1 protein-coding gene is annotated in these 1,572 nt (G+C 57.3%); it reads left to right on the top strand.

The features are described 5' to 3' along the window. Positions 1-98 precede the first annotated feature (98 nt). On the top strand, positions 99-1,256 hold the full coding sequence (locus ACXJKH_RS20280) for a diguanylate cyclase (protein ID WP_457322058.1): 1,158 nt from the start codon (positions 99-101) through the stop codon (positions 1,254-1,256). Positions 1,257-1,572: the final 316 nt, after the last annotated feature.

Consider the following 1,572-nt stretch of genomic DNA (forward strand, 5'->3'; position numbering starts at 1 on the left):
CATCTTGAGAAATTCCGGATCATATGGCGCTTAGCGATTCGAGGCCTATCCCGGTCCTGCGGGGTCACTTACTCTCGACGCCCCTAAAGTCGCAGCGCATGGAACTCAATACCATCGAGATGATTCATATCCCCACCCTCCTCGGATACAGTGCAGCCTTACTCGGGTCCATTGCTCTTCTAATGGTGGCCATACGTCCGCCGGGACGCCGGTTCGCATGGTTTGCCGCCCCTTTCGCCGCAGGTGCTTTGGGATGCATGTTCCTCGTGAGCCCGGCCTGCCTTCCTGAAAAGGCTGGACTACACTTCGGGGCGTTCTTTATTTCCTTAGCTTTCGCTTTCGGCTGGCAAGCTGTCCGTGCGTTCTTCGACCTGCCGGCACGATGGGTATCGCTCATCGCCCCGTCTACCGCGTGGTTGATCGCTGCTTTTCTCCTGTTTGATCCATACGGGCTTGAAGAGCTCAATGCGGCCGTACGAATTGGGTTGGTTGCTTTTTACTCCGGTCTCCCGGCGCGTCTGCTATTGCAGAAAGCAGATGAATCCTTACCCTCTAAGCTTCCCTTAGGCGTCATCTTTGCTGTCTCCGCTTTACTCGCGGGCATTACGCTGCCCTTTGTCACTTGGCTTCCCCAACCACTGGGCGCGGCCCAGCCGCAGGCCTGGGCTGTTGCGCTTTTTAACGGCCAGATCGTTCTCGAGGTACTCCTTGCGAGCGCGCTCATGGTGTCGATGAGCAAGGAGCGCGTATCGCGGGAATTCTATGAGGCCTCGATACGCGACCCCCTAACAACTCTGTACAACCGACGCTTCCTTGACCAAAGGAAAGTCTCTTGGCAGCGGAGTGATCGTCACGAAGCGCGGCAACGCGCTATCATCTATTTTGACATAGACCATTTCAAACAGATCAACGACAAGCACGGTCACGCACTGGGGGACGACGTTATCGTCATTGCCGCTCGTGTGGCCCAAAAAGCAGTGCGGAAGAAGGACTGGGTGTTTCGCATCGGGGGAGAAGAATTTCTCTGCGTCTTGCCTGACTGCAGTGCGCCAGAGGCTCTAGCCGCTGCGCAGCGCTTGCGCACAGGCTTTCAGGAGGCTGCCCTAACTGTTAACGGGCAGCGTATTGAGGCTACGTTGAGCGCTGGCATCGCCGTGGGTATCGCCGGACAAACGAACTTCGATGAACTGATCCTTGAGGCTGACCGTCATCTCTACATGGCCAAGCAGCAGGGACGAAATCGCGTCATTGCCTAGACTCTAGTCCGGAGATCGCAGTGTTGCTCTTCGTTCTGTTCGTACCCGCGCCAGCCTGACACGCGGATAAGTCAGTCGAGAGGCACACACCATGCTGCGTGACAACGCTACATCGTCGTCTACCGTCGCAGGCAATTTATGCTCGACGAACTGTTKGGCGGCGCGGCTGCGGCCAGCTTGGCTCTGGTCGCCAGTCCGACCGCAGCACCGCACAGCGCCGCCGGTCGGTTGCGAAGTTGATGTGGTCCAGCCCGTGAAGATTCTTTGTAACCACGTCGTCACACGCAGATACTACGCACGTGCCGGAGGTTTGAAG

The organism is Stenotrophomonas sp. P5_B8 (genome assembly GCF_054049855.1).

Excerpts from the sequence above, each read along its gene's own strand:
- ACXJKH_RS20280 (WP_457322058.1), top strand. The coding sequence starts at position 99 with ATGGAACTCAATACCATCGAGATGATTCATATCCCCACCCTCCTCGGA.